Annotated in this window: 17 protein-coding genes; 1 reads left to right on the top strand and 16 read right to left on the bottom strand. The window is 29.1% G+C overall.

Annotated features, from left to right (window positions below; all coding sequences use genetic code 11):
- Positions 1-406: 406 nt before the first annotated feature.
- Positions 407-1,699, top strand: coding sequence for a DUF349 domain-containing protein (locus ACYUCG_RS12485; protein ID WP_460268713.1), 1,293 nt, complete (start codon positions 407-409; stop codon positions 1,697-1,699).
- A 232-nt stretch (positions 1,700-1,931) separates the two neighbouring features.
- On the opposite strand, the gene ACYUCG_RS12480 is transcribed toward ACYUCG_RS12485, so the two are convergent.
- The 16 genes from ACYUCG_RS12480 to ACYUCG_RS12405 all read right to left on the bottom strand — a co-directional run bounded on the left by ACYUCG_RS12480 (position 1,932) and on the right by ACYUCG_RS12405 (position 23,274).
- Positions 1,932-3,335 (bottom strand): sensor histidine kinase, encoded by a 1,404-nt coding sequence (locus ACYUCG_RS12480; RefSeq protein ID WP_139934126.1) that lies wholly within the window; start codon positions 3,333-3,335, stop codon positions 1,932-1,934.
- A complete protein-coding gene (locus ACYUCG_RS12475) occupies positions 3,316-4,008 on the bottom strand; it encodes a response regulator transcription factor (protein ID WP_060796805.1) in 693 nt (230 codons plus the stop codon). Before ACYUCG_RS12475 ends, ACYUCG_RS12480 begins: the two co-directional genes overlap by 20 nt.
- A 170-nt stretch (positions 4,009-4,178) precedes the next feature.
- Positions 4,179-4,496, bottom strand: a complete 318-nt coding sequence (locus ACYUCG_RS12470; RefSeq protein WP_003454391.1) for a DUF1540 domain-containing protein — start codon at positions 4,494-4,496, stop codon at positions 4,179-4,181.
- Positions 4,497-4,561: 65 nt separating this feature from the next.
- Positions 4,562-4,861 carry a YerC/YecD family TrpR-related protein gene (locus tag ACYUCG_RS12465; RefSeq protein ID WP_003454163.1) on the bottom strand — a complete coding sequence of 100 codons (300 nt, stop codon included), beginning with the start codon at positions 4,859-4,861 and terminating at the stop codon, positions 4,562-4,564.
- A gap of 140 nt (positions 4,862-5,001) precedes the next feature.
- Entirely contained in the window at positions 5,002-5,841 is an 840-nt protein-coding gene (locus ACYUCG_RS12460; protein ID WP_460268712.1) for an AIM24 family protein, read from the bottom strand.
- Between the two features lie 116 nt (positions 5,842-5,957).
- Positions 5,958-7,976, bottom strand: a complete 2,019-nt coding sequence (locus tag ACYUCG_RS12455) for an amylo-alpha-1,6-glucosidase (protein WP_460268711.1) — start codon at positions 7,974-7,976, stop codon at positions 5,958-5,960.
- 307 nt (positions 7,977-8,283) lie between these two features.
- Entirely contained in the window at positions 8,284-10,647 is a 2,364-nt protein-coding gene (locus ACYUCG_RS12450) for a glycogen/starch/alpha-glucan phosphorylase (protein ID WP_460268710.1), read from the bottom strand.
- Positions 10,640-12,133: a 4-alpha-glucanotransferase gene (gene malQ / locus ACYUCG_RS12445; protein WP_460268709.1), complete on the bottom strand. Its 1,494-nt coding sequence runs from the start codon at positions 12,131-12,133 to the stop codon at positions 10,640-10,642. The genes ACYUCG_RS12450 and malQ overlap by 8 nt, the downstream gene beginning before the upstream one ends.
- A 21-nt stretch (positions 12,134-12,154) precedes the next feature.
- The gene (locus ACYUCG_RS12440; protein WP_460268708.1) at positions 12,155-14,302 is read right to left on the bottom strand and encodes a TIM-barrel domain-containing protein; all 2,148 of its coding nucleotides are present in this window, start codon (positions 14,300-14,302) and stop codon (positions 12,155-12,157) included.
- 23 nt (positions 14,303-14,325) lie between these two features.
- Positions 14,326-15,339: a LacI family DNA-binding transcriptional regulator gene (locus ACYUCG_RS12435; protein ID WP_003457851.1), complete on the bottom strand. Its 1,014-nt coding sequence runs from the start codon at positions 15,337-15,339 to the stop codon at positions 14,326-14,328.
- Positions 15,340-15,633: 294 nt separating this feature from the next.
- On the bottom strand, positions 15,634-16,527 hold the full coding sequence (locus ACYUCG_RS12430) for a sugar ABC transporter permease (protein WP_460268707.1): 894 nt from the start codon (positions 16,525-16,527) through the stop codon (positions 15,634-15,636).
- 1 nt (position 16,528) lies between these two features.
- Positions 16,529-17,482 (bottom strand): ABC transporter permease subunit, encoded by a 954-nt coding sequence (locus tag ACYUCG_RS12425; RefSeq protein ID WP_003457841.1) that lies wholly within the window; start codon positions 17,480-17,482, stop codon positions 16,529-16,531.
- Between the two features lie 86 nt (positions 17,483-17,568).
- Positions 17,569-18,795: a sugar ABC transporter substrate-binding protein gene (locus ACYUCG_RS12420; protein ID WP_060796795.1), complete on the bottom strand. Its 1,227-nt coding sequence runs from the start codon at positions 18,793-18,795 to the stop codon at positions 17,569-17,571.
- Between the two features lie 456 nt (positions 18,796-19,251).
- Positions 19,252-20,193: a PucR family transcriptional regulator gene (locus ACYUCG_RS12415; protein ID WP_060796794.1), complete on the bottom strand. Its 942-nt coding sequence runs from the start codon at positions 20,191-20,193 to the stop codon at positions 19,252-19,254.
- 34 nt (positions 20,194-20,227) lie between these two features.
- Positions 20,228-21,337, bottom strand: a complete 1,110-nt coding sequence (locus tag ACYUCG_RS12410; protein WP_003454369.1) for an ABC transporter ATP-binding protein — start codon at positions 21,335-21,337, stop codon at positions 20,228-20,230.
- Positions 21,338-21,555: 218 nt separating this feature from the next.
- On the bottom strand, positions 21,556-23,274 hold the full coding sequence (locus ACYUCG_RS12405; protein WP_060796793.1) for a ferredoxin hydrogenase: 1,719 nt from the start codon (positions 23,272-23,274) through the stop codon (positions 21,556-21,558).
- Positions 23,275-23,478: the final 204 nt, after the last annotated feature.

The following is a 23,478-nucleotide window of genomic DNA, read 5'->3' as shown; positions in this document are numbered from 1 at the left end:
CTACTTAATTAATACTTTTTACACTTTCAAAGAATACTGTATGTAATACTATTTGTCAAATATTAGTTATTAAAAAATTAAAATTTCTCTATTTTATAGTCATTTTTTATATTATCACATGAATAAAATATATTTATTACTAAAATATTATTTTTAGCTTATTTTAGTTAACATTATTTTCATTAATTATTACATAGATTTATTTATATTAATATAATATATCATCAATATTAGCATATAATTGAAATTATAAAGGTAATAAATTTATGTCTATTTAAACATCTATAAATCTTATATTTCTATATATCCTACATAAATATTGATGAAAACATTTTAATTATGGACATAAGACTCGTTACGCCTTAAAATATTAATTGAGTGATATAAAAGAAAGGGGATAATTTACATGACAACTAATGAATCTAATTACATAGATGAAAATAAAAATCCTATAGAAACTGAAGATTTTGCTAAAGCTTTAGCTGCTGAAGAAGAAAATTCTTGTAAGAGAAAAAAAGAAGTAATTGAGAAAATAAAAAGCTTAGCAAAAAATGCTCAAAATTGGAAAGAAGCTAATAAAGAATTCAACACTCTTCTTGAAGAGTTTAACAATATTTATTACTATGACCAAGAAACTGAGAATACCCTAAAAAGTAAATTAAGAGAAGCTAAAAATGAATTCTATAATGCTAGAAAAGAATTCTTTGAAAAAGCAAATGAAGGTTTCAAAGAAAATGCTGAGAAGAAAGAAGATGTTATAAAAAGACTTGAAGCTTTAGTATATACAAGTGATATAAAAGCTGGTGATATGTTAGCTAAATCTTTATCTGAAGAATTCTATGCTTTAGGTTTTGCCGGTAAAGATTTAAACACTGAATTATACAATAGATTTAAAAAGGCTAGAAATGCTGCTCAAGAAACTAGAAAAGCTGCTATGGAAGGCTTAAGAGAAGAATTCGGAAATAAAGCTGATAGAAAAAGAGAAATTATCTCAGAACTTAAAGCTTTAGTTAATAATGAAAACTGGAAAGAAGCTACTGAAAAGTTCAATGCTCTTTGTGATGAATTCAAAGGTATAGGTTTCTCTGGAAAAGAAGGAAATGAAGAAATTTCTCTAGGATATAAAGAAGCTAAAGATGCTTTCTTTGCTAAGAGACAAGAATTTTTTGATGCCTTAAAAGCTGAGAATAAAGTTAATATAGAAAAAAGAAAAGCTCTTATAGAAGAATTAAAGAAACTATATGAAAATGATAGTTGGAAAGAAGCTTCTGCTAAAGTTAAAGAAATAAGTGATGAATTCTTTAAAATAGGATTCTGCGGAAAAGAAGAAAACGAAAAACTTATAAACGAGTTTAAAGAAATAAGAGATGGTTTCTACGCTGCTAGACAAGAATATTTTGATAAGATAAATGCTGCTAGAGCTAATAAACAAAAAGATTTCTTAAACTCTTTACTTAAAAATAAAGATGAGTTTGTTAAAAAACTAAAAAAATATATTAGCCAAGATGAAGAAAGACTTTCTGACTTTACTAACAGATTATTTAATGTTAGACCTGGAAACAATTCTTTAGAAACTATTGAAAAATACCAAGAAATAGTTGAAGATATCAAAGGTAGAATTGAAAGCAACAAAGCTAAAGTTAAAGAAGTTCAAAATGAAATGCATGAAATAAGAAATGAACTAAACAATTTAAAATAAAAATATAGGTTATAATCTAGGAAAATATATTTGTATATTATTAACTTATAAATATTAAAAACACCCCTTAAGTAGATTCAAGAAAACCACCTTTTTAAAACCTACTTAAGGGGTATTATATTTTTACCCAACTATTTCATTTTAACTATTTTATTAAAATTATATATTTTCTAAGTATTTTAATTGTTTATATAGTACTATAAGAGGATAAAATCACTTTACAAGAACATAATTATATATCTTCCTTAGGTAATATTATAGTAAACTTACTTCCTTCACCTAGTTTACTTTCTAATTTAACCTCTCCTCCATGAGAAGATACTATAGATTTAACTATAGTTAGTCCTATTCCTGTTCCTCCAGTAGCTCTAGTTCTAGACTTATCTGCCCTATAGAATCTTTCAAAGACATATTTTAAATCCTCTTCTGAAATGCCTATACCTTGATCTTCTATGGATATTATAACCTTGTTATCTTTTAATTTTTCTTCTATAAAAATAGTACTTCCCTCATTTGAATATCTAATAGCATTTGAAAGAATATTTACTAAAGCCTGTGTTATTTTATCCTTGTCACAATATAAATTAATATTCTTTTTTTCATATTCTATCTTTATATTTTTGCTTTTTGCTAAATTAGAAAATTGAAATATTACAAAGCAAATTATATCACTTATATTCACATTATCCTTTTTAAGCTTAATAGAAGCCTCATCATACTTATTTAACTTTTGCATATCACTTACTAATGATGATAATCTTTCTGCCTCTTCCTTAACACTTATTAACCTTTCCTCTGTAGGTTCCCATATTCCATCTATCATGGCCTCTAAGTGAGACTGTATATTTGTTAAAGGAGTTTTTAATTCATGAGAAATATCTCCAGTAAGTCTTTTTCTTATATTCTCTTGCTCTTTTATACTCTGTGAAAGATTATTTATGGAATTTATCAAATCATTTATCTCTAAAATATCTGTATTTATCTCAATTTTCTTGTCATATTCTCCTTTAGACATATACTTTGCCTTTGTCATGAGCTTATTTATTGGTCTTATTATTGACCTTGAAATTATAAATCCCATTATTGTAGATGCTAGAATTAGTAAAACTCCAATACCTAATATTATCTTATTTACTATGTCCAAAAAAACTAATTCATTCTGCATATAAAATATAGGTCCGTAAAATTTAACCCTAACTTCTCCAATTTTTTCTCCACTCTTTATTAAAGGATAATACACAGGTTCAAATTGACTTGTTGTAGAGCCATATTTACCTTCCATAGAACTTTTTATAAAATTCATAACTCTATTGCATTTATCCTTAGAGTTTTTTTCTATGTTCATTATTTCATTATCTTCTTTATCATATAAAGCAACTATAATCCCTTTATCTAAGGAATTATAAGTTATCTTCTCTATATTCTTATAATTCCACTCATTGTCAGAATATTGTTCACTTAGCTCCATCAAAATGTTTTGTACTGTATTCTGATTTTTAATCATAATATAGTCACCAAATTTTTTATCAAAATAAAATTTAGATATTGCTACAGTAAGTAAAGTGACAATTATTATGATAACTATAGATGGAACTATAACCTTAAAATTTAAACTTTTATATTTTCTTACCTTCAAATTTATATCCCACCCCATATACAGTCACTATGAACTTAGGTTTTCTAGTGTTTTCTTCTATTTTACCTCTTAAATTTTTAATGTGAGAATCTATAACTCTATCAAAGCTATCACTTTTATCCCCTAATACTAACTCTATTATTTCGTCTCTAGTAAATATTTTCTTTGGATAGCTACTCAAGCAAAGAAGTATATTAAACTCTGTTGATGTGAGAGTTATTAATTCACCTCTAACCCATACTTCTCTTGTGTCCACATTAATTTTTAACTCTCCATTATCAAATACTAAAATATCATTTCCCTCATTAGGACATGGTGTGCTTCTTCTAATAATAGCTTTTATTCTAGCAATAAGCTGTTTAACACTAAAGGGTTTTGTAACATAATCATCTGCTCCAATATCAAATCCTTCTAATAAATCCTCTTCCTCAGTCTTAGCTGTTATCATTATTATTGGAACACAACTCTTTGCTCTAATAACCTTACAGACCTCTTCTCCACTTAAATCCGGAAGCATAAGATCTAAAAGAATCAAATCTATTTTATTGTTATCAAATATTTTTAAAGCCTCTTCTCCATTACTACAAGAAAAAACACTGAAACCTTCTTTTTTCAAATAAGCTTCTAATACCTCAATGATTTTTTCTTCATCATCAACTAATAATATATTCAAACTTTCCACCTCTTATAAATAATTAGAATTTTCATTAGTTATATTTATAACTAAAAACTATATAAATAATATGTAGAATTATAAGCTTGTCCAATAAAATAAATAGATTTATTTAAAAAGAAGACTAAATCATATAGTCTTCCTTCTAAATTAGTAAAATCAATATTTTATTATTCTTGTCTAAAAGTTGAACATTCTGTATTGTCTTGGTGTTGTGCATAATCACCTGAAATATCTATGCTTTCAGCATGACATTTGCAGTTTTTATTATAGCAGCATTTCTCAGCTTCACATGCAACGCTAGTTGCTGGCTCTGCAGGCCCCATATCAACGGCAGCGTTAGTGAATCCACCTTTCTCAACAAAGCTTCCACAACAAGTAGCTTCTGAGTGATTAGCAAATGAACCATTTACTTTTATTGAATTTAATGAACACATATCATTTTGATTATATGCACAGTTATCTACACCACAGCTTAAATTTGGCATACTATATCCCTCCTTAAGTATTAATGATTGTAGTATGCCTCTTTTTAAAATAATTATTCTCCTAATTATTTCTCATCTAATCTATTTAAGATATTGTTGTAACCATCTGCTCCATAGTTTAAACATCTATTTACTCTACTTATAGTAGCTGTTGAAGCCTTAGTCTCCTCTGCAATTTCAGTATATGTCTTTTTCTCCCTAAGCATTTTTGCAACATGTAATCTTTGTGCTAATGCTTTCAATTCTGAAATAGTGCATATATCTTCAAAAAAATTGTAACATTCATTTATATCTTCTAACTTTAATATAGCCTCAAATAAAAAATCTAAATCCTTACCTTTTAGTTTAGACTGTACTCCATTCATATAATCTTCTCCTTCAACTACTGGTATATTAATATAACTCTATAATAATTAAATATTTTTTTCTTTAATAAGTTAATTATATATCTTTATCATAATAAATAAAATAATACTTGTATTAGAACTAATTTAATCTTTATAAATTATACCTTAGTATTAGAGCTACCCTTTGGATCTGTTAATGGTCTTAAGGAATTCCATCCATGTTCAAGCTTTTCATAAACAGATTTAGTTGGTATTAGCCATACTTCTCCAGTCCCCCTAAACACATTTAAAAGACCTTCTCCTCCAGTAGCCGTAGATACTAATGATTTTGATGACTTTTCAACTGTAAACTCAATATCTCCAGTTCTCAATATGGCAAAATTTCCATCAACCTTTAACACATCATTATTTATTTTACATTTAAATACTTCTTCCTCAGGCACTGGTATTTCTAAAACCACTATTCCATTTCCTGAAAGCTTAGTTTGAAATACTCCCTCATTTCCTAAAACCATAGAGGATAAAGACTTATTCATGTGTGCAGTTATTTCTACACTACTTTCACAAGCGTAAAACAATCCATCATCAACTATTATTTCATCATCTTCTAATTCAATTAAGGCATAATGACCAAAGGAAGGTTCTAAAAATATATCCCCTGTTCCTTCATATTTAGGTTTAAATGTACTCTCTCCCGTAACTTTACTAGAAAAAAGTTTTTTACCTAATCCTATTGGCCCACCAATCTTATTTTTCATAGATATTGGACCTCTCATATAGCTTAAGGCTCCCTTTTCTATATTTACAGAGCTATCTTCTAAAATAATTCTTACCTGTCTAAGCTTTATATTAGCTTCCTTCATTTGATTTAGTTTAACTGCAAGCTCTAAGGAATTTCCTCCCTTTAAACTATCATACTCTAAAACCTGAAATACAGAATCTCCTCTCATTTCAGTTATCATATTAATTTTATTTTCTATATTCAATGATGTTCTCATGTAAATCGCCCCTTTACGCTAAGTTCTTCCTTTAATTATATCCTAAAATTACAAACTTAATAATCACAAAAATTAAAAAAAGCTAGAGATCATTAAATTAATCTCTAGCAAAACATTTATATAAATATATCTTTGTGGACTTTTTTTAATTTTTTGTAGTTTCCTAGAATATCCTCATAATAAACTCTAAGCATTTCTCCAACACTCCAAGCTTGAGAATAACATCCCCTAGCTCTATAAGGATTATCACCATCAAAAATTTCAGCAATACTTCCTAAGCATTGATCTTGTATATGATCTTCCATATCACTCATTAAAGAATCAACTAAATCTACAGCTTCTTTAGAATAATCATTTACCTTACAATAAGCTGTGAAAAATCCTCCAAGAGGAAATGCCCATGTTGTTCCTTGATGATAGGCCATATCTCTATCAAAAAGCTTTCCTATATAAACTCCATGATAATCCTTATGGTCTCTACTTAAACTTCTTAATCCATAAGGAGTGTATAATTCCTCAAAAACCTTTTGAACAATATACTTTTCTTTTTCTCTATCTAACATTGTAAAAGGTAATGATACTGCCCAAATCTGATTAGGTCTTAAACTATCATCCTTCTCATGATCATTTACAACATCATAAAGATACTTTCCATCTTCATTCCAAAAAGCCTTAGTAAATGAAGATTTAACCTTTTGCGCTAGCTCTTCGTACTCATTCTTTTCTTCTTTTTCAAATTTATCTTTTAATAAGGCTGCTATTTTTAATGCATTATACCATAAGGCATTGATTTCAACTGGTTTACCATGTCTAGGAGTAACAACTATGCCATTTACTCTAACATCCATCCAGGTTACTTGGTCTAATCCTGATCCAGCATTTATTAAAGAATCCTCTTCATCCATTTTTATTGAGAACTCAGTACCTTCTTTATAAGCCTTTATTATATTTTTTATAGTTCCATAAACTTCTTTCTCAACAAATGCTAAAGCTTCATCACTATTAGCATAAAGCAAATAATTATAAACTGCATTTATAAACCATAGTGAAGCATCTACTGTATTATAAAGTGGCTCTTGTCCTTCCCCAGGGAACATATTTGGTATTAATCCATCTTTCTCATAAAGGCTAAAACTTCTTATAATATCTTTAGCATCTTCTAATCTTCCAGTTGATAACGTTAATCCATTAATAGCAATCATAGCATCTCTTCCCCAATCCAAAAACCAAGGATAGCCAGCTAATATTGTTTTTCCATTTATAGATTCTCTATTTACTATAAATTGATCCCCTGCAATAGGAAGATATTTAGCTAAAATTCTTGAATCATCAAAGGTATTTGTAAGACTATTTATTCTTTTCTCTTCATTTTTTATGATTTTTTCACAGTCAAAATTCTCTTCATTTTCTATAGTGCAAAGTAAATAAACCTTTTTTCTTTCCTTAGGATTTAAATTTATTTCAACAGTTCCAGGAATATAACATTTATCCACAAACTTATCACCTGTACTTTTATCCACATCATAATAAATTTTATCCACAATTTTCTCAGATTTATCTACTATTTTTCCACCATAAGTAAAAAATCTTATATTTATGTCCTCATTTAGCTGTGGAATAAGTTGAATTTTATTTTTATCCACAGTTTTTGAAAATTTTAAATTTTCTTCTCCACTACATACTCCTGGATTCCTAAAAGTAAATAGTGGCTCAATTTTTATTTTTGATTCTTTACTTCCGTTTAATATGTCATATTCTATTACTACAGTGTTCTTTCCATATTCCATAGCAATCTTTTTATTTATAACTACTCCATCTACAAAAAATCTAAAATGAGGTAGTCCATCATAATAAAATCCTTGAAGATTTTTAAAGCCATCAACTATTTTATCTGTATATTTACAAGAACTCAACTGGTTAACTTTCCCATTAATATTTATTTCCTCATTTAGATTTGAAAGAATCATGTATCTCTCTTCTGGAGAATTAGTACATGCTACTAATAACCCTTGATATTTTCTACAGTTTGCTCCTATAGCAGTTCCTCCACAAAATCCACTTATGCCATTAGTAAGCATCCACTCTTTTTCTATACCTCTGTCATAATTAGTCCAATCTTTTTTTCCAAACTTCATAAATTAACACCCCTTAATTCAATACCTAATGTACCCTTTTAGCTATAAATTTCACGAATTTTAAGCTTGTACATAAATTTAGAAAAGGCCTTGCACAAAACTCAAAACCAAACTTAAAATTTACACTTTAATAAAACATAAATTCCTACTAAGTTTTCAAGCTTTAGCAAAGCCACTCCTCTTATTACTTATATTTCCTAGTCATATATAACATAAAACTTACAAACAATATGAAGAGAATATCTAGTAATTCTCGGAATATGTTTGTAAGTTTTATTATTATGTTTTTATAAAGTTATTTTCCCTATTATTTATTAGTACATTTTTTAATTCCCCAAATATCATCACAATATTCTTGTATTGTTCTGTCACTTGAGAACATACCTGCATTACAAGTATTTTCAAAAGCTTTTTTAGCCCATCCTAATTTATCTTTATAAGCTTCAAAGACCTTATCTTCAGTATCTTTAAATGCTTTAAAGTCTGCTAATAAGAAGTATTGATCCCCTTCTTCTAATAATGAATTATAAAGATCTTCAAAGTCACCATTACCTCCATCATCAAAAGTACCATCTACTAATGAATCTAAAACTCTCTTTAAATCTGCATCTGCTTCATAGTAAGCAACTGGATCATATTTACCTTTTAATGCTTCTATCTCTTCTACTTCTAATCCAAAAATAAAGTTATTATCTGATCCACTTTCTCTAACAATTTCTACATTAGCTCCATCATTTGTTCCGAAAGTTGGTGCACCATTTAACATGAATTTCATGTTTCCTGTTCCTGATGCTTCTTTACCAGCTGTTGATATTTGTTTTGATACATCTGCCGCTGGGAATAATTTTTCTGCATAAGAAACTCTGTAGTTTTCTACAAATACAACCTTTATTTTTCCTTTTATAGATTCATCATTATTTATAAGTTTAGCAACTTCATTTGTCAACTTAACTATTGATTTAGCTCTCTTATATCCTGGGAAAGCCTTTGCTCCATATATAAATGTTACCTTTGGTATATCCATATCTGGATTTTCTTTTAATCTATAATATAAATCTAAGATATATAGAGTATTTAATAATTGTCTCTTATACTCATGTAATCTTTTAATTTGTATATCAAATATTGAATCTGGATCTAACTGAACACCTTCATGTTCTTTAATATATGCAGCTAATTGCTCTTTTTTAGTGTGCTTAATATCCATGAATCTCTTTAATACTTCTTCATCATCTTTATATTTTTCTAATCCTTTTAATAAGTCTAGATTTTTAACCCAATCTTCGCTTCCTAAAAGTTCAGTGATTAAAGCTGATAACTCTTGGTTACATAGTCTTAACCATCTTCTTGGAGTTATTCCATTTGTTTTGTTTTGGAACTTCTCTGGATATAATTCATACCAGTTTTTAAGCTCAATATTTTTTAATATATCTGTGTGTAACTTAGCAACACCATTAACAGCAAATCCTACATGTATTGCCAAGTTAGCCATTCTAACTTTTCCATCATTAACTATTCTAAACTCTTCTATCTCTTCCTCTGAGTATCCTTTTTCTTCAAGGCCAACTATGAACTCTGCATCTATCTTTTCAATTATTTCTAATATTCTTGGGAATAATTCCTCTATTAAGTCAACATCCCATTTTTCTAAAGCTTCTGCTAATATAGTATGGTTTGTATAAGCAAAAGTTTTTGAAGCTACATTGTAAGCTTCTTCAAAAGTAAATCCTTCTTCATCTACAAGAAGTCTTATAAGCTCTGGAATTGCTAAAACTGGATGTGTATCATTTAATTGAACAGCATGCATCTTTGCAAAATCTTCAGTAACGTTTCCAAAAACCTCTTTATGCTTTCTTATTATATCTTTTAATGAAGCACTTACTAAGAAATATTGTTGTCTTAATCTTAATAATTTACCTTCTCTATTTGAATCATTTGGATATAAAACTCTTGATATGTCTTCTGCTCTATTTTTAAGCTCTAATGCCTCATCATATTTTTGTTCATTGAATAATTTAAAATCAAATTCTTTTACAGGCTCACACTTCCATAGTCTTAAAGTATTTATATTTTTACTAGCATATCCTATAATTGGAGTATCATATGGAATTGCTTTAACTGTCATATCTTCAAAATCAACAGTTACAAATTCATCCTCTTTTCTTATGCTCCAAGGTTCTCCATATTTTAACCAGCTATCCACATCTTCTTTTTGGAAGCCATCCTCAAAATATTGAGAGAATAAACCATTATTATATCTAATTCCATAACCCTTTAAAGGTACTTCTAATGAAGCTCCTGAATCCATAAAACAAGCTGCTAATCTACCTAATCCACCATTTCCTAAACCAGCATCCTCTTCTATTTCCTCAATTCTATTTAAATCAAAGCCAAGTTCATCTAAAACTTCTTTTACTTCATTATAAAGTCCTAAACTTATTAAGTTATTTCCTAAAGCTCTACCCATTAAATATTCAGCTGAAAAATAATATGCATTCTTTTCTTTCTCATAAAGATCTTCTGTATGATTCCAATCGTCAACAATTCCCTCTAAAAGAGTTAGTGATAATGCATTGAAAATTTCAAAGTCCTTAGCATCTTTAATTGAACTTTTACCATACTTTACTTTTAGATATCTTTCGATTCCTCTCTTTATTTGTTCTTTATTCATTGATATTCACCCTTCCATATAATTTTGTTATATCATATATTTTCTCTGCTAATTCATCAGTTAGAGCATCATCTTTAACTCTCCATTGCCAGTTGCCACCAAGAGTAGATGGATAGTTTATTCTTGCCTCATTTCCTAAGTTTAAGAAATCTTGCATTAGAGCTATAGCTGTATGTGATACACTGCTCCAAACTCCTCTGATAAATCCCCAGTTATACCCTTCCTCTTCAGTAAGTTTTAAATATTTTTTAGAATATTCCACATCTTCTCTATTTCCTGTAACTTCAAACCATCCTCTAAATGTATCATTATCATGAGTACCTGTATAAGCTATTGAGTTAACTGGATAATTATGTGGAAGATAATCACTTTCTTCTCTAGAATCAAAGGCAAATTGTAAAACCTTCATTCCTGGGAATCCAGTTTCATCTCTAAAATCTATAACTTCTTGAGTTAAATAGCCAAGGTCTTCTGCTATTACGTTAACCTTACCTAACTCCTCTTTAATTGCATTAAATAATTTTATTCCAGGCCCTTTAACCCATTCACCATTTACAGCAGTTTCATCTCCATATGGTATTTGCCAGTAAGCTTCAAATCCTCTAAAGTGATCTATTCTTAATATGTCATAAAGCTTAAAGCTTTCTTTTACTCTATCAATCCACCAACTATATCCTGTGTCATCCATGTAACTCCAATCATATATAGGATTTCCCCATAATTGACCTGTTTCTGAAAAAGCATCTGGTGGACATCCAGCAACCTTTTTAGGAATATTATTTTCATCTAATAAAAATGCTTTTGGATTTGCCCAAACATCAGCACTATCCTCTGCAACATATATAGGCATATCTCCAATTATCTTAATTCCAAAACTATTTGCATACTCTTTTAATTTATTCCATTGCTTAAAGAAATGATATTGTAAGAATACCCAGTAGTTTATTTCTTTTTCTAATTTAACTTTATATTCTTCTAAAGTCTTTTTATCTCTTAATCTTAATTTTTCATCCCATTCTTGCCAACTTACTAATTCGTTTTCATTTTTAATTGCCATATATAAAGCATAATCTTCAAGCCAAAGTTTATTTTCTTCTCTAAACTTTTCAATTTCTTCTTTGTTTTTATCTAAAGATTTTTCATATGCTATTCTTAACACTCTCATCTTCTTGTCAAATAATAAAGCATAATCTATTTTTTCTGGGTCATTTCCAAAATTAATTCCTTGGTAATCTTTTTTATCAAGTAATCCTTCTTTATTTAAAATATCAAAATCTATAAAATATGGATTTCCTGCAAAGGCTGAAAATGATTGATATGGTGAATCACCATAACTTGTAGGACCTAAGGGCAATATTTGCCAATATCCTTGTCCAGCTTTCTTTAAAAAATCTACAAACTCAAATGCTTCCTTACCAAAAGTACCTATTCCATACTTTCCAGGTAAGGAAGCAATATGCATTATTATTCCACTTGCTCTTCTCATATTACTTCCCCCTAGTTACTATTATTGAATTAATATCTCTTTTTCAATCATATTTTTATTTAAATCAAATATTTTTATATTTAACTTTTTAACCCTTGAATTTTTATTTTCTACTAATACATCATAATCTGATTGAGCTTTTGTAATCTTAATTTTTAACTCTTCATACTCACCATTCTTATAATTTTTAGTGATACCATCATCATTGTAATAAATATACTCAGCTTCATTACAAACAAAAGCAATTAGATTTAATTCACTAGTATCTATTTCTTCTACCCTTTTTCTTGGCTTACTTGCCATTGTTACTATTTTATTTTTTCTTATAAATATAGGAATCTCATTTAACTTAGCTTCAACATAATGATGTCCTTTTTCTAAAACCTCATAATCTCCATCATCATATTTTCTAGCTCTCCATAAAAGCATTTCCTCTGGAAGATATACATATCTTCCTAAAGCATTTTGCTCATATATAGGTGCTACCATTAAGCTATCTCCTAAAAGCATTTGATCTTCTACTCTCTTTACAAAGTTATCATTATATTCAAATGTTAATGGTTTAAAATACATTTCATTATTTAAAACAGCTTTCATATACTCACTATAAAGATATGGAACCATAACATATCTTAACTCCAATATATTTTTTAATACTTTGACAATTTCACCTCTAAATGAATATGGTTCTTGATGTCTTGTACCTAAAGCTGAGTGATTTCTGAATAAAGGTGTAAACATACTAAATTGTGACCATCTTATAACTAAATCTTCTGTTGCATCTCCTCCAAATCCGCCAGTATCAGCTCCTGTATAGATAAATCCACACATATTAATATTTGGCATCATTTGAAGGTTTAACTTAATGTGTTCCCACCAAGACATGTTGTCTCCAGTCCATATACCTCCATATCTATGCATCCCAACTGTTGATGCTCTAGAAAATAGTAAAAATCTCTTATTTTCATCTATATTTTCAAGGCCTTCAGCTGCTGCTCTTGTCATATTAAATCCAAAAAGATTATGAACCTTGTCATGTCTTATTTTTTCATTTCCTACTCTATGATAGAAACTTTGATAGTCCTCCATACTATTTTGAAGTCTTGGGAATGTATCCTTAACATCAAAATAATCATATATACCTAAATTCTTTCCTTTAGCCTCTGATATTTTTTCAAAAGCTTCATTTAATCTTTTTTCAGAATAGAATATTGCAGGCTCATTCATATCATTCCAAAAACCTTCTATTCCTTTATCAGTAAGCACTTTATATTTGTTTCCAAACCATAATCTTGCATCCTTATTTAAGAAGTCTGGGAAATGAACTCTCCCTGGCCAAACTGCTGCTACAAAAGGTTTTCCTTCCTCATCTAAACAGTAATAACCATTTTTAACACCTTCCTCATAAACATCATATCCCTCTTCAATTTTGCATCCAGCATCGATTATTGGAATAAGTCTGACTCCTTTTTCTTTAACTTCCTTCACAAAGTTTTCAAAATCAGGGAAGGCTTCTTTATTTATGGTAAAGTTCTTGAAATCCTCCATATAATCTATATCAAGATATATACAATCAAGAGGAAGTTCTGATTCATTAAAATTATCTAGGACTTCAAGAACCTCTTTACTATCCTTATAACTCCATCTACTTTGTTGAGCACCAAAGGCCCATTTAGGAGCTATGTAACTTTCACCTATAAGCTCTCTAAAGCTTTTTGCTATTTCCTTTAAAGTATCTCCTTCAATAATATATAAAGCAAAATTTTCATCATCAATTTCTATCTTTAATTCATCTCTTCTTGTGTATCCAACATCAAACTTTACTCTTCCAGGATAATCTATAAATATCCCAAAAGTTTTTTCTCCATATATCATTAAGAAGTTATGAGCTCCATAAAGGCTTTTTTTCTCTGGAGTATGTGAAAAATCATCTGTACAAAAACTTTCATATCTCCATCCTCTTTTATTTAATCCTCTTACATTTTCACCTAGTCCATAAACTATATCTTCCTCTTTAAGTTTTAATGTAAAAGTGTTATTCTCAAAATTTAAATACTTTAATCCTTGGTTCTCTATTTCTGAACCTTCTTTTAAAACAACTGACTCAGTATTAAAAGGAGTTCCAAAAGTATATTTAGTTATGTGATTATTAATACAATTAATTCTCATAATATCTCCCCCAATTATAATTACTATACTACTTCCTTACATGACTCTCTTTCTATTATCTTTGTTTCAAAAATTATATGCTTATGATCTTCTTTTTTAGCTAAAAGAGCTAATAGTAAATCTATGCTATTATTAGCCATATTTTTCTTAGGCTGCTTTACAGTTGTAATTCCTGGATTATAATATTTACTTATATCCATTCCATCAAATCCCATAATAGAAATATCTTCTCCTACCTGCAATCCTTGATCTATAACTGATTTTGCTGCCCCTACAGCCATAATATCTGATATTGAAAATATAGCTGTTATATCTTTTCTATTATTAATAATTTCCTTTGTAACTCTATAAGCTCCACTATAATCATAATCACCTATAAATACATTTTCTTCTGAATAAGGTATATTATTTTCCTCTAAAGCTTTTTTATAGCCTTCAAGTCTTAATCCACTTATTCCAACGTCATTTTTTTCTCCTAATAAAATTCCTATGTTTCTATGACCTTTATCTATAAGATATTGAATTGAGGCCTTAGCTGCTAATACGTTATCTATTCCTATTGATGAAAACTTACTTTTACTTTCTTTAGAAAGTGTATTAACAGAGGTTAAAACTACTGGAATATCTAAGAATTGAAAACTTTCATCATTTATATTTAAAAAGTTTCCTCCTAAGCAGATAATACCTTGAAGTCTTTTCTCTTTAACAAAAGCTATTAAATTATCCACATCATCCTCTGTGGCATAGTCATTTTGCTGTAATATCATTGTGTAGCCAGCTTCATTTATTCTATTACCTATAATGTTTATCATCTCAGCAAAGAATGGGTTAAATACCCCCTTTACTAAAACTCCTATGTTATTTGTATTATTTTTCTTAAGAATCCTAGCACTATTATTAGGTATGTAATTACTTTCTTTTATTATCTTTAAGATTTTTTCTCTCGTTTCATCCTTTACATCTGGATGATCATTTATAACTCTTGATACTGTACTAACACCAACGCCAGCAAGTCTTGCTATGTCTCTTATATTCATATAACTCCTCCTGATTTCCCCTATAATTTTTAAAAACTTGGAAATTGTTTCGGTAACGATACCAGTTTAATTATAAACCGCTTTGAAAACATTAGCAATAATACTTACAAGAGTTTAGATAAATATACTAATTTTTTATATTTTTAATTTAATAATCTTAGATACCTTTATATTTTGATGGATTGTGGAAGGCACTTTTTCTTCCACAAAATCCATCAATATATTTTATCTTATAAGAAGTATTTATTAAATTTAAGGTATTTAAGATTTATTCCACATAAAATTTCTATTATCTTAGCCTTTAACTGATCCAGCAGTTAATCCTTTAGCCATATATTTTTGTGCAATAGTAGCAAATGCAACTATTGGAATTGAAGCCATTATTGCAGCTGCTGAATATTGAGTCCAGTTAGCTGAGAAGTTATTTGTAATAAATTGTTGCATACCTACAGCAAGTGTTAAACTTTCTGGGCTCTTTAATAAGGCAGATGCAAAAATAAATTCACTATATGCCCCTATGAATGTAAATAAGAATATTACTAAAAGCATATTTCTTAATAAAGGTAGTATTATCATTGTGAAAGTTTGGAAAGTTGATGCTCCATCAACATAAGCTGCTTCTGTAAGCTCTTTTGGAATACCATCTATAGCTCCTTTAAGTAACCAAACATTAAATGCACCAGCACCAGCTTGTATTATTATCAATGTAATTATATGATCCATACCATCTAGTCTATAAGCAAGTGCTAATATTGCTGGTAATGACATAGCTGCTGGGAACATTTGAAGTAATAATAACATCATTAATCCATTCTTTCTTCCCCAGAATTTTAATCTTGAGAAAGCAAAAGCCATAGGTACTGTTAATAAAAGTTGTATTACTGATACAACTACACATATTATTAATGAGTTTTTAACCCATATTAAGAAATTTGTTTCTGTTAAAACTTTTGCGTAATTTTCTAATGTCCATGCTGATGGAATTAAAGTTGTTTGAGTAAAAACTTCTCCTTTAGCCATAGATGCAGAAACTACTGCAAATACAGGGAATAATACTACAAGTAACATGAACCATATAAATATTCTTGATATCCATACCATTCTTCTTTCAGCAGGTCTTAGTTTTCTTTCATATTTAAGTTCTGAGGTAGTTACTATTCCGCTCTTTTTTTGTACTTTACTTTGCATTCTATTCTACCTCCTCGAATTGTCCACTTAATTTCATTTGATAGTATGATATAGTTCCTAAAATTAAGAATATTATTATACTAATTGCAGATGCTATTTCAAATCTACCAAACTGTGTTGATAATTTATAGTTTACAGATGCAAGAATATCTGTATAACCAGCAAATTGAGTAGCCATTCTTGGTGGACCACCCTTAGTGATTAAGAATGCTGATCCAAAGTTATTAAAGTTAAATGCAAATGATGAAATTAATAGTGGATAAGATATTTGAGCTAATGATGGTAATGTTATTTTTCTAAATTGAAGCCATTTACTAGCACCATCAACATCTGCCGCTTCATAATAACTATCAGGAATTGCTCCTAAAGCTCCTAAACAAACATTCATCATATAAGGGAATCCTAACCATATATTAACTATTATAAGTGCTACCCTTGCCCATGTTGGATCTGTTAACCATGGAATTGGGTTTGATATTAAATGTAAATTTAATAATAAATTATTTATCGCTCCATAACTTCCGTTTAAAAGACCTTGCCATGAAAGTATTGCTACTGTAGCTGGTAAAGCCCATGGAATTATAAGTATTGCTCTATAAACTGATTTTTCTTTTATATTAGGGTTATTTACTGCCATGGCAACTATTAATCCTAAGAAAAATGTACCTGCTGTAGATACTACTGCAAAGATTATATTCCATCCAAAAACAGGTAAGAATACTTCTTTAAATGGACCTGTTAAAACTTCTATAAAATTTGCAAACCCTACAAACTTAATATTTCCTTGTGAATACATTGTGTAATCAGTAAATGCTATTACTATAGTGTAAACTATAGGAATAATAGTAAATATAATTATTGATATTACTGCTGGTAACAAATATGGCATTGCTTTTATTGTATCTTTTAATCTTTTATGCTTTTTATCTGCCCTTCTATCACTCGCAACTTGCATTATGTCTCGCCTCCTCAAATACCTCTTTTTAATATAAACTTCTATAAATAAGGGGGAATTTACATCCCCCTATTAAAACTTCTTAATTATTTTTGTTGAGCTATACCTTGTTTAATTTGTTCTACTGTCATTTCAGCACATTTTTCTGGTGTAACTTGTCCTGAAGTTAATAATTGTAAGTTAGCTCCAGCAGGTCCCCACATAGCTTGAATTTCTGGTATGTTAGGCATTGGTGTAGCGAATTTAGCTTGTTCTGCGAAAGCACTCATATACTCATTATTTTTGAAATCTGCACTATCTAAGTATTTATTTAATACTGGAATTCTGTTACCTTTATTTAATAATACATCACCTGAATTTTCTGATAAGTATTTAACTAATTTCCATGCTAAATCTTTATTTTGAGATTTTTCACTTACGAAAGCAGTTTGAACACCTAAGAAAGTTGGTACTTGTTTTCCAAATAATGTTGGCATTGGAGCTACTCCAAAGTTTACTCCTCCATCTTTAAATGCCGCTACATCCCAAGGTCCTGAAATATAAAATCCTGATTTCTTAGATAAGAAATCTCCTTTTGCTATATCTCCAGTTATATCAGCTGGCATTAATTTATCTTTTTGAACTAAATCTTGAACAAATTGATATCCTTTTATAGCTCCTGGTGTTCCTAATCCAATATCAGTTGGGTCAAGAGTTCCATTATTATCTTTATAAACATATCCTCCATCTGCTGCTATAAATCCATAAGTAGCATAGAAATTATTGATATCATATTCAAACCCAGCTCCATCTTTTGCAACCTTAACTAAATCTTCCATGCTCTTTGGAACTTCTTTAACTTTATCCTTGTTATAGAAAAGAGCTGAAGTTTCTTGTGCTATTGGAACTGCATATCTTTTTCCACCTATTGTTACAGCATCTAAAACTTGATGTGATGCATAATCAGAATCATTTATAATTCCTTCTGGAACTTCTGCTAAAAGTCCTGCCTTTTGGAATGTTCCTAAATTATCATGAGCTAGTCCAAACATTATATCTGGTCCCTTTGAACTATTTGCAGCTTGTATGTAAGCTTGCATTTCTGATTTATCTTCTACAACCTTAACTTTAACTCCATTTTCTTCTCCCCATTTTGAAGCTATTTTATTTAATTCCTCTACTTCCGGAGTTGTTAAGTGTGACCATACGGTAAGTTCTTTTCCTGAACCGTCAGCGCTACCTGAATCAGTCTTTCCTCCACATCCTACTAATGATCCTGCAAATAACATTGTTGCAGCCATTACAGTTGCTAGAATTTTTGTACGTTTTCCCATTATAAAATCCCCCTCATAACTTTTAATTAGCTAAAAAGCTATAAATTTACATTCTCATTTTCGGAAACGATACCAAAACATTCTAAAAAAATATCTTATAATAACTAATTATTAAAAATCTTTTTAAAAGCACTTCGGTATCGTTTCCAACATTATTATACAATATTAAGAAAACATTTTCAATATTTTTTTTGTAATTTATTATTATTTTGTATAAAATTTATCCATTAATTTTTTTACCATTTTTGTTATAACATTTACAAATCGTATTAAATAAAAATATATTGCAGCAAAATTTCTATTTAATATGCTAAAATACCTAATTAAACAATTTAATTTCAACTTAAAACTAGATATATAATAGAAATTAACCATAAAATAAAAACCATATCAAAGTTAATTTAATCATTTCCTTTGATATGGTTTTCTACTATCATAAATATACTTTTAATTATATTACTTACTTATTTCTTTGCCACGCCATATTAAAAAAGCTATTTTAAAGATTACAGCTTCATTAAAATTCCTTATATCATAAGATGTACACTTCTGAATTTTATCTAATCTGTAGATGAGAGTATTTCTATGTACATATAATTCCTTAGATGCATCACTTATATTAAGTCCACACTTAAAAAATGTTTCTATAGTCTTTATCATCTCTCTATCTAGCTTAGAGAATCCTAACCCAAAATCTTCATACATCTTCATCTTTAACTCCTCATCTATGGAATCAACTAAAGTTTCAAAAAGCAAATCTCTTTCTCCATAAATGACTTCGTCCAAATCATATTTTATTGCAAGATTTATCTTAGACATATTTATCTCATAAGCCTCTTTTATTTCATTTATATTATTTAATTTCATATAGCTTATATAACATTTCACATAAAGGTTTGAATCAATAGAATCCTTTATACTATTAACATGATCATCAACATCTTCTAAAGCACCAATAATTACTATGTTATCATCTTTTAAAATGCTAACTATATTTTTATTACCATAGCATTCATTGACAAGCTCTAACCCTTCTTGAATGCTTGAAGCTAAATAAACATTAATTATGTAGAAATCGTCCTTTAAAAATCCTAATTCCTTATCAATAATATTTTTTTCTATAGTAACTCCATTTAATGCCTTCCTAATAAGTTTTTCCTTGTTACTTGAAACTTCTTTAATCTTATTCTCAATTAAATATCTTAATAAAGAAGTACAGCTTTCATATTTCTTTTGAGTTATTATTTTTCCTTTTTTACCATTAACTTCGAATTCTAAAGAAACTTTATCACAATTATCAAAATCTGATAGTATAAATTCCTTATCATCAAAAATAACCATAAAAGGTATTTTAGTATTTAAATATAACTCTTCTAAGAACTTATGAAAACTGTACATATTAATTACCCCTCTATATTAAAGCTATTGTTGATTAAACTAATTTTAATTCAGTTTCTTTATCGAATATATGAATCTTATTAGCATCAACGTAGAACTTAGCTTCTTGACCATTTTGTAACTTAGTGCTTCCATTTACTCTAACTGTTATGTTTTGATCTCCAAGTTTAGTATAAATATAACTTTCTGCTCCCATTAACTCTGTAACTTCAACTTTTGATTTTATTACTGTTGTTGGATTTGCTGCAACTAATTCTTGGTCATCATCTAAATGTTCAGGTCTTACACCTATTATAACATTTTTTCCTATATATCCTTTTTCTTTTAATAATCTAGCTTTATCCATTGGCATTTCAATTTTTTCGCTTTGGAAGCAAGCAAAATATTTTCCGCCTTCTTCTTTTATAGTACCATCTATAAAGTTCATTTGTGGACTTCCTATGAATCCTGCAACGAATATATTAGCTGGGTTATTGTATATTTCTTGTGGTGAGTCAACTTGTTGAACTATACCATCTTTCATAACAACTATTCTTGTACCCATTGTCATAGCTTCAACTTGGTCATGTGTAACATATATGAATGTTGTTTGTAATCTTTGATGTAATTTAGAAATCTCAGTTCTCATTTGAACTCTTAATTTAGCATCTAAGTTTGATAAAGGCTCGTCCATTAAGAATACTTTAGGTTCTCTTACTATAGCTCTTCCTAATGCAACCCTTTGTCTTTGACCTCCTGATAAAGCCTTTGGTTTTCTATCTAATAAATGCTCTATATCAAGTATTTTAGCAGCATCCTTAACTTTTTTATCTATTTCGTCCTTTGGAACTTTTCTTAACTTAAGTCCAAATGCCATGTTATCATATACAGTCATATGTGGATATAGTGCGTAACTTTGGAAAACCATTGCTATATCTCTTTCTTTTGGTTCAACTTCGTTAACTAATCTATCTCCAATATATAATTCACCTTTTGATATTTCTTCTAATCCAGCAATCATTCTTAAAGTAGTAGACTTACCACAACCTGATGGTCCAACGAATACAATGAACTCTTTATCAGCGATTTCTAAGTTAAAGTCTTTAACTGCTGTAACATCTCCTGGATAAACTTTATAAATATGTTTAAGTGATAAATTTGCCATATTAATATTCCCCCATAAATTCCAATTATTTTCTCGAATTTCTTTTATGATTTTATTTTATACCAATTAACCGTTTTCATCTATGAGCATTATTTACAAAAGAATTCATTGTTTTTTGTATGATAATCTAAATAGAGTGTACAAATTTTATTTTTATTGTGATATTTTTAAATATAAAAAAACAGGATGTATTAAACATCCTGTCTATATTTTAAATATTATTTTTTATATTTCATGTGTAATAACTCATGAGCTCTTCCATGACCTGGTTTACCCATGTAGTTTTCATACATTTTTAATAAAGCTGAGTTTTGATGTGATTTTCTCTTCTCTAAATTCTTATCTTGATTGTAAAGAACAGAAGCTCTTACTTCTCTAATATCCATTTTATCACTATCTTCAGCTGAGATATGTGGTTGTCCTCCACCATTAACACATCCACCTGGACATGCCATTACTTCGATGAAGTGGTAGTCATTTATTTTACCAGACTTAACTAGTTCAAATACATTAGCAGCTCCACTTACAACAGCTAACTTATATTCATTTCCTGCTATTTCTACTTCTGCTTCTTTTATTCCAGCTAATCCTCTAACAGCTTCATAATCTACATTATCTAAGTTGTCATTTTCCATGAAATCTTTAGCTGTTCTCAAAGCAGCTTCCATAACTCCACCAGTAGCTCCAAATATAACGCCTGCTCCAGTGTACTCACCCATAGCTGGATCTACTTCACTGTCTTCTAATTTAGCAAAATCTATTTTAGCAGCTTTTATCATTCTAGCTAGCTCTCTAGTTGTTATAACTGCATCTATGTTTCTTATTCCTTCGTTTTCCATTTCAGGTCTATCAGCCTCGAATTTTTTAGAAGTACAAGGCATTACAGTTACTGTAAATACTTTTTTAGGATCTATATCAGCAACTTGTGGATAATAAGTTTTTGATGCTGCACCAAATATTTGTTGTGGTGACTTAGCTGTTGAAAGATTTTCTACTAATTCTGGGAAGTAGTTTTCAACTTCTCTAACCCATGATGGACAACATGAAGTTAACATTGGGAAAGGTCCGTTATTTTTTATTCTTTCTATAAGCTCAGTAGCTTCTTCCATTATTGTCATATCAGCACCGAAGTTTATATCAAATACTTTATCAAAACCTAATTCTCTTAAAGCAGTATATAATTTTCCAGTAACATCTTGTCCATAACCCATCTTGAATAATTCACCCATTGATGTTCTTACAGCTGGTGCCATAGCAACTATTACGTGCTTTTCTGGATCATTTAATGCATCTTGAACTCTTTCAATATGTGATTTTTCTGATAATGCATCAACTGGACAAGCAGCTATACATTGTCCACATAATAAACAATTTGTATCATCGAAACATTTTAACTCTTCTGGTCCTACTAATCTTACTCCATCAATTCTGTGGAATTTTATTGAGTTAGTAGCAGTTCTTGTTCTACATGCAGCAACACATCTACCACATTTAACACATTTACTTCTATCTAAAACTATTGATTTACTTCTGTCATCTACATATTCTGATTTATCTGCAACTACAAATGGTTTGTGAGCTCTTGCCTTTGTTTTAATTACAAGTTTTAAGAATTCACAATTTTCTCTTCTTTTACATGGTCCACATTTGAACTCATGCTCATCTAAAAGTTCTGCAACTCTCTCTTTTCTAGCCTCTATAACTTTTTCACTATCAGTTTTAATAACCATTCCATCTTTAGCTTTTATTGCACAAGATCTTAATAGTCTATCATTTCCTTCTTGCTCAACAAGACAAACTCCACATTGTCCTTTGTTTCCGCAATTTTTTAACTCACAAAGCACTGGAATGTCGAATCCATTCTCTCTTGCTAAGTCAAGTATCGTCTTGTCACCATCAAATTCGATAGTCTTATCATTGATTATTATTTTATTCATGCTGTTCCTCCAATTTTTGGTTTTTTAATTAATACTAAACCTCAACTCATATATTGTAAAAATCAGTTAATTTAAAAATCGTCGTTATTATTCTAACATAATATTTGTGAAATATAAATATTTCAGACTTTTATGAACACTTTTTTAAGACAAAATTTAAGGGAGAATTACAAAATTCTTCCCTTAATCAATCTAAACTATTAA

This window comes from Clostridium sp. CTA-17, assembly GCF_054767895.1.
Note: the sequence above shows the minus strand (reverse complement) of the source record. Positions and strands in the feature narration are given on the sequence as shown.